Annotated in this window: 5 protein-coding genes; 3 read left to right on the top strand and 2 right to left on the bottom strand. The window is 68.7% G+C overall.

Annotated elements, in window-relative coordinates; genetic code table 11:
- Nucleotides 1-314 precede the first annotated feature (314 nt).
- Nucleotides 315-1,007: a SanA/YdcF family protein gene (locus ACWF82_RS32680; RefSeq protein ID WP_452507434.1), complete on the top strand. Its 693-nt coding sequence runs from the start codon at nucleotides 315-317 to the stop codon at nucleotides 1,005-1,007.
- A gap of 53 nt (nucleotides 1,008-1,060) precedes the next feature.
- Here ACWF82_RS32680 and ACWF82_RS32675 read toward each other — a convergent pair whose 3' ends face one another.
- Nucleotides 1,061-1,678, bottom strand: a complete 618-nt coding sequence (locus ACWF82_RS32675) for a hypothetical protein (protein ID WP_452507433.1) — start codon at nucleotides 1,676-1,678, stop codon at nucleotides 1,061-1,063.
- Nucleotides 1,679-1,831: 153 nt separating this feature from the next.
- On the opposite strand from ACWF82_RS32675, the gene ACWF82_RS32670 reads away from it, so the two are divergent.
- Both ACWF82_RS32670 and ACWF82_RS32665 read left to right on the top strand, forming a co-directional pair.
- The gene (locus ACWF82_RS32670; protein ID WP_379308716.1) at nucleotides 1,832-2,086 is read left to right on the top strand and encodes a hypothetical protein; all 255 of its coding nucleotides are present in this window, start codon (nucleotides 1,832-1,834) and stop codon (nucleotides 2,084-2,086) included.
- 121 nt (nucleotides 2,087-2,207) lie between these two features.
- Entirely contained in the window at nucleotides 2,208-5,501 is a 3,294-nt protein-coding gene (locus tag ACWF82_RS32665; RefSeq protein ID WP_452507432.1) for a DEAD/DEAH box helicase, read from the top strand.
- On the opposite strand, the gene ACWF82_RS32660 is transcribed toward ACWF82_RS32665, so the two are convergent.
- Nucleotides 5,483-6,541 (bottom strand): class I SAM-dependent methyltransferase, encoded by a 1,059-nt coding sequence (locus ACWF82_RS32660; protein WP_452507431.1) that lies wholly within the window; start codon nucleotides 6,539-6,541, stop codon nucleotides 5,483-5,485. The two genes, ACWF82_RS32665 and ACWF82_RS32660, sit on opposite strands and share 19 nt — an antisense overlap.
- Nucleotides 6,542-6,567 lie beyond the last annotated feature (26 nt).

Here is a 6,567-nt window from a genome sequence, read left to right as displayed (position 1 = left end):
GGTATGAGAGGCCGGAACCAATAATAATATTGGCACTGACATTCATCGACACACTATTGAGTTCTCAAAGAACACACGCACAAGCTTCTACCCACTGCATTTAGCAGGGGCTTCAGCGAGGCAGGGTTCAAACTTAGCTCATGCCCGCATCCGGATGCAAATCCGGTTCAGGTGAGCCTCTTACTTGATGTTGTCGGCGCTCATCGTCCAACCTCGTTTTCCCTGGTACTCGGTACCGGGTCGGTGTCCGTGTCGCTCTGACTGGAATTAATTTACGTGTCGACAAATGCGATGTCAAATTCCCTAGTCAGGGGATGTTTCGCCCGTGTTGTCACGAACCAGCGGCCGGTACGGTGGCTCGTGGAAGCGACAAAGGGAGGGGCGGCATGGCGGTACAAAGCGGGAAGCGGCGACGACTGCGCCGGGTACTCGGGGCCGGGTTGGTCGTGGCGGGTGGGTTGGTACTCGTCACCGCCGGCGCGAATGCGGCCATGTGGGCTATGTCGTCCGGCCATCGGAGTGATGTGGCGGGGGCGCCGGGTGTGCCGGTCGTGATTGTTCCCGGAGCGAGGGTCGCGACGGACGGCACTCCTATGGCGTATCTCCAGGGCCGGCTCGACGTCGCCATCGAATTGGTGTCCGCGGGGAAGGCCGGCGAGATACTGCTGTCGGGGGACGCGGGTGGGACCTCCGGAGACGAGATCGCGTCGATGACGCGGTATCTACTCGAGCGTGGGATCGACCCGGCGATCGTGAAGTCCGATGGGGAAGGGCTGTCGACTCGGGAGACGTGTGAGCGGGCGCGGTCGATGTACGGGGTCGAGCGGGCGATCATCGTGAGTCAGTATCAGCATCTGCCGCGAGCGGTCGCGTTGTGCCGGGCGGCGGGGATCGAGGCCGACGGGGTGGTCGCGTACTGCGATTGCCGGCGGAGCACCGAGGTGCGCAACAACGTCAGGGAGTGGCTCGCGGCGCCCAAGGCCGTCGCGGAGATGGTGCTGCGCTGAGGTTTCCAGGGTTGGGCGCGTCAGGGCTGTTGCCGCGTCACCCGGCGGTGCCGCTAGGTAGAAGAGCGGAACAGCTTCTGCCACCACCTCGACGGGATTGGTGGTGGGAGCGCGACAGGGACGTCCTTCGGCGGGTTTGGTGGTGCGGCCGCGACAGGGACATCTTTCGACCGGATCCAGGGCGGGCCTGCCAACAGAGTCCGGCACCCCTCGTGGATAGAGTCGCGCAGCGCATCGGGGTCCCAGTAGTGGTCCTCGAGACCCCAGCAGAAGCTATCGAAATCGGTTGCCAGATCAGCTAGGTCAGGACTACCGGCTTCCGGCGTGACAGCCAGGTAGTACAGCTCAGACGCGATCCGGCTCACCCGCTCGGCGTAGACCCCTTCGCCCGTGAGCAAGGCTGCCGCGTCCTTCTTGACCTGACGTAACCGCACGTCGACCTCGCGCGCCGACCAGGTCGCCTCGGTATCCGCGATGAGGCCGAGTTCGGCCAGCGCGGTGCGGAACAGGGCGGGTGCGTCGCGGGTGTCGGTTCGATGCAGGCAGGCGAGTTCGACCAGGGCCGGGGTGTCGTGACCGCGGGCCAGCGCCTCGGCGGCCACCATCGGCAGGTCCTCGCCGGGGAGGTAACCCACCGCGAAGCGGTCGGCGGCACTGTCGAGTTCGTTCACTCGGTCAGCGTGCGGTCGGCGCGGGTCGGCGTCAACGGAGTTTCACCGAAAACGTTTCCACGGCAAAGGAACGGTCAACACTATCCGTCGGTCCGGGAGCTGCGAGGACCGATTCCGATCACCGCGCTGATCAGCGCTTTTCAGGAGGACATTGTGCGAATCGTCAAGGCAGTGGCAGTGGGTCTGGCTGTTGCGGCTGCCACAGTCGTCGGGGCGGGTTCCGCCGCCGCGGAGCCGGAGCAGAAGGAGAACATCTACATCGATGTGAGCGTGCTCGGGTGTTCGTTCGGCGCCGGGCTGGGTGGTGACGTTCTCGTCGCGCTGGGCGGTGGCAGTGGGTCGAGCGCGCTGGTGTCGTCGTCGCTGGCGGCGCGGATGCGGGCGGCAGGCTGCCTGCCGCGGCTGTAGGACCAGCGCCGATGGTCTCGCCACGGCAGGCGGGACCATCGGGCTGCCGCACCGGCGGGATCGCGATCGCGTACCGTGATCGGCGTTGTCAGCACTGATAGCCGACGGATTGAGGTGCATCGTGGGCGGATCCGAGCACGCCGCGCGGCTCGTACGTTTCTGGCAGACCGTGGAGTTGTTCGGTCCGCATCGTGTTCCCGACGTCGGCGCGCTACCCGACGACGGGATCGTCGTCGAGCCTGCGGCGGATGATCTCGCGCCGTGGGAGGACCTGACCGCACTGCCCGCGTTGCAGCCGGGGCGGGTGTGGCAATTCGTGGTGTACGGCGGCTTGTTCGGGGTGGGGCGGGCGCGCGAGGCGCTGGTTCGGGCGTTCGGGGAGGATCAGCTCGAGGCCGATGCGCGGCGGGCCGGTATGACAGCCACTTTCGCCGTGACGGTGACCGATGACGGAGTGGTCGTCGCGGGGTCGGCGACGCTGTCGGGGCTGGGCTGGGCGGTGAATCGACTGCGGTCGCCGGGTCCGGCGGACAGCGGCTGGGCCGAGGGGTTCGACCATGATTCGGCGGCTTTCACCGCCGCCTTCGATACTTTGACGCGCGAGGCCGCGGCTGCCGACATCGTGCACGAGTCACCACGGTGGCGGGCATTCGATGTCGCGGGCCGTGGTGTCGGCGCATCGCTCATCGCGGCGGGTGCGGACGGGGTCATCTCCCCCGGACTCGCCGGGATGTCCGCGCTGGCCTTCGCCGAGCGACTCCTGCCCCGGGACACGGAGGAACAGCCCGAAGCACCCTGTCTCACCGGTCGTGATCTGCATACTTTCACCGGCGAACTGTGTGCGGCGCTCGGGATTCGGTCGGAGCTGCGCGCGGGTGGGATTCGCATCGCGTGTGTCCAGGTGCCGGCGCGCGACGCGGACAGCATCGCCACCGAGGACCGGCTGAACAGTGGTCTCGGCGAGGATCTCGCCGCGCTGGCGGCGGCCGTGGAGCGCGGCGATATCGGTGCGGCGCTACAGGATTACCTCGCGGCCACCGAGGCACTACCGGTCGACGAGCGGATCGATGTCCGGCAGCGCCAGGACGTGGTCGTCGAAGGACTGCTCCCCCACCTGGTTCCGGATGGACGGTGGCCCGGCGACCCGTTGGTGTCGGGACAGCAGTTCGCGGTCGATCGGGCGATGGCCGGATTGCGGGACGGCGCGGGGATTTTCGCGGTGCACGGTGCGCCGGGTACCGGCACGACGACGATGCTGCGTGATCTGCTGGCGGGGATCATCGTCGAAAGGGCCGCGCAGCTGGCGACCTTCGACGATCCGCTGGAGGTGTTCACCGGCGTCACCGAGCAGGTGCAGGTCGCGAAGAACTACACCGTCGGCGCACACCGGCTGGCGCACACCGTCACCGGATACGAAGTCGTGCTGACGACGGGGAGCGAGGAGGCCGCGGCCGACGTCGTCGCCGAGATCCAGCGTCGCGAGGCGGTCGATTGCGAGGTGAACCACTTCACCGAACTGGCTGATCTCGTCGGCGGCGAACCCGCGTGGGGCTTGGTCGCCGCGGCGATGGGCGACGAGCGCCGGACCTTCGGCGAGCGGTTCTGGTTCGGCGAGCGCTTCGCCGGCGAGCGCAAGGCCGGTTCGGCGGCGGGCGGCATGCTCGACATTCTCAAACACGCTGAGGCGGATCCGGATTCGCTGCCCGACTGGTCGACCGCGGTGCGGGACTTCGCCGGTCGACGCGCCGAGGTGCGCAGGCTTGCGCAGGAGCGTCAGGATGTCGCCGACGCGGTCGCCGATCTGCCGACCGTGAACGAGCGTCTGCACTCGATGGCGGCGGAGATCGCGAATGCCGATACCGCACACGCGCATTGGCGGGAACGGCACCAGCTGGCGAACGAGCATCTGCGGGCCGCGCTGGCGACCCAGCATCGGGTCGGCAAGTTGCTCGGTGAGCACGGTGGGCAGAAGCCGGGGTTTCTGGCGTCGCTGTCGACCGGGTTCCGGGCCGGACGGCGGTGGAGCACCAGGAGCAATGAGCTGCTGCGCGAACGGCATATCGCCGAATCGGAGATGCGGCGACGGCAGACCGAGGTCGAGTACACGCGCGGGGAATGGGCGGCGGCGGCCGAACACGGGCGACGGCTCATTCGTGATCATCTCGAGCTGACGACCCGGCGCGAGGCCGCGCTGGAGATCATCGAGCGGGCGCGGGAGAACTGGTCGGACACTATTCCGTTCGGCGATGCCGCCGGTGACGACGAGCAGTTCCAGCTGTGCAATCCGTGGGCCGACGAGCAGTACGCGGGCGCCCGGCGTGAGCTGTTCCTGTCCGCGTTGCGGTTGCATCGGGCGTTCCTGCTCGATGCCGGGTCGCGGGTGCGCGACAACCTGATCGTCGCCATCGCGCTGATCCGGGGCGAGCTGGCCGAGGAGCCGAAGCCGGAAACCGTGGTGGCCGCGTGGCAGACGCTGTTCCTCGCGGTGCCGCTGGTCGCGACGACCTTCACCGCCGCGCCGCGGTTGTTCGCCGGGCTCGGGCGGGAAGCGCTGGGCTGGCTGTTCGTCGACGACGCGGGGCAGGCCGCGCCGCAGTCGGTGGCGGGTGGGCTCTGGCGGGCTCGGCGGGCGGTGATCGTGGGCGATCATCGTCAGCTGGGGCCGGTGGGGACGCTGCCGACGTCGGCGCAGGAGGCGCTGGTGCGGCAGTACGGGCTCGATCCGGAGTGGATGCCGGACCTGGCTTCGGCGCGCCGGGCCGCCGATCGTGGCGCTCGGTTCGGGACGTGGTTGACGCCGGCCGATCACGCCGAACCGGTGTGGGTCGGGGCGCCGCTGCGGGTGCATCGGCGGAGTGACCTGCCGATCTTCGAGTTGACGCATCGCATCGCCTATGACGACGACCTGCTGATCTTCGGTACGCCGGAACGGCCGGAGTTTCCCGGGCAGAATCGGTGGATCGATGTCAGATCGGCACGGGCCGAAGGTAATTGGATTCCCGGGGAAGGCGCGGCGCTTGCCGGGCTGCTCACCCAGCTGACCACGGACGGCGTTGTCCCGGGCGACATCCGGGTCGTCAGTCCGTTCCGCGATGTCGCGCGGGGTGCGCGGGAGATCGCGCGCGAGGTTCTCGGGGCGGAGTTCGCCACCCAGCACGTGGGGACCGTCCATGCGATGCACGGGAATTCGGCCGAGGTGGTGGTGCTGATCCTCGGAACGTCCCCGGCGGCGGGTGGATCGCGGCGCTGGGCCGCGACGAATCCGAATGTACTCAATGCGGCGGTGTCGCGGGCGCGACGGCGGGTCTATGTGATCGGCAACTACCGATTGTGGAGCAGCCAGCGGTATTTCGAGGATCTCGCCGCGGTGTGGACCGTGCGGGACGAGCCGGTGGGTCAGACCGTCAGCCGGTAGAAGCGCCAGAATCCGAACTCCTCGATCGGGAGGACGTCGACGGCGGCGAAGCCCGCCTTGGCGGCGTAGTCGGCCAGCTTCGCGGTGCGCATGACGGTGCCGGTGCCCGCCGAACCGGGGTGTGCCATGCCGTCGGGCAGGCAGATCAGCAGGCTGAAGCCGTACATGAGGCGGTCGATACCGCCGGCCGGTGCGGTGAATTCCGGGGCGACGGCTTCGTCCATCACGATCGCCGCGCCGCCAGGGCGCAGGGACTTGCGCACCGCGGTCAGGACCTCGACCGGGTGCGGCATGTCGTGCAGGCATTCGAAGGCGAAGACCGCGTCGTAGGTGGATTCGGGGAGGTCCGTTGCCGCGTCGGCGTGCTGGAAGCTGACGCGGTCGCCGAGGTCGCGGGCGTTGTCGCGGGCCATCTCGACCGAGGGCTGGTCGATGTCGTAGCCGTCGACCGTCAGGTCGGGGTAGGCGCGGGCCAGGGCGATCGACGACCAGCCGCCGCCGGAACCGACATCGGCGACGCGGGCGCCGGGGCGGGACAGGATCGCGTGCACGTCCTCGACACGGGCGAGGTCGGTGGCCAGGCGGCGTTCGAACCAGGGGCGGTTCATGTCGGACTGCGATTCGCGCATGTCGATGCCGTATTCGGACCAGCCGACGCCGCCGCCGTCCCGGTAGGCGCGCACCAGTGCGGGTAACTGGACGGCGGCGCCGGCGAGCATTCTGGCCAGTGGCGCGAGGTAATTGAGGCTGTTCTGGTCGGTCAGTACCTCCGCCGCGCCGGCCGGGAGCTCGAACCTGCCGTCGCCGCCGACGGTCAGTATGCCGGTCGCGGCCTGCTGCTCCAGCCACTCCTGGGCGTACCGGAGGTCGCCCCCCGCCCGCTCGGTCAGCTCGACCGCGTCGGCGGGACCGCCGTCGGCCAAGGCTCGATACCAGCCGAGCCGATCGCCGAGGTGCACCGCCAGGAGGTCGATGGTGCCGAGCGCCGCACCGAACAACCGGTCGGCGAACTGCTCACTGGTCTGCTCCGCTGCGCACACTGCCGGTCCTTTCGTGGTGCCCCGTT

The sequence above is a fragment of the Nocardia sp. NPDC055053 genome (assembly GCF_053608285.1).
Note: the sequence above shows the minus strand (reverse complement) of the source record. Positions and strands in the feature narration are given on the sequence as shown.

Excerpts from the sequence above, each read along its gene's own strand:
- ACWF82_RS32680 (WP_452507434.1), top strand. The coding sequence starts at position 315 with ATGTTTCGCCCGTGTTGTCACGAACCAGCGGCCGGTACGGTGGCTCGT.